Source organism: Burkholderia sp. AW33-5 (assembly GCF_053427615.1).
The window spans coordinates 1-490 of record NZ_JBSAXA010000103.1; the positions used below are offsets into that span (position 1 = coordinate 1).

The 490-nt window shown below is 61.6% G+C and carries 1 protein-coding gene; it reads left to right on the forward strand.

The genetic code is table 11. The features are described 5' to 3' along the window. A partial coding sequence (locus ACV22V_RS32555) for a VirB4 family type IV secretion/conjugal transfer ATPase (RefSeq protein WP_448016839.1) occupies window positions 1-490 on the forward strand: 490 nt, incomplete at both ends.

A 490-nucleotide genomic window follows, 5' to 3' on the forward strand; every position in this document is an offset into this window, starting at 1 on the left:
CGACCTGATCCCGACGTCGCACTTGCATTTCCATTACGACACGGTCGAGATTCGCACCGATCGTTCGACGCGCTTCGCGACCTGCTACGACCTGAAGGATTTTCCGCGCGCCGGGTGGGGGCAGACGAATCCGCTGCTGACGCTGCCGGTCGAATTCACCTTCACACAGAGCTTCGGCTGCCTGAGCACGGCCGAAGCGATGGATGCGATCGACACGCAGATCAACCACCTGCAATCCGTCGAAGACAAGGCCACGCACCAGATCCAGGAGCTGAAAGAGGCGCTCGCCCTGATCGCCGGTCGTGATCTCGCCTTCGGTGACTATCACGGTGCGTTGGTCGTCTACGGGGACACGGCCGAGCAGGCGATCAGCAACGGCGCGTATGTGACGAGCCGGGCGCTGAACGATTGCGGTTTCACGTTCGTGAAGGCGACTGCATCGGCACCGTTCACCTACATGAGCCAGGTGCCCGGTTTCAAGACGAAGCCG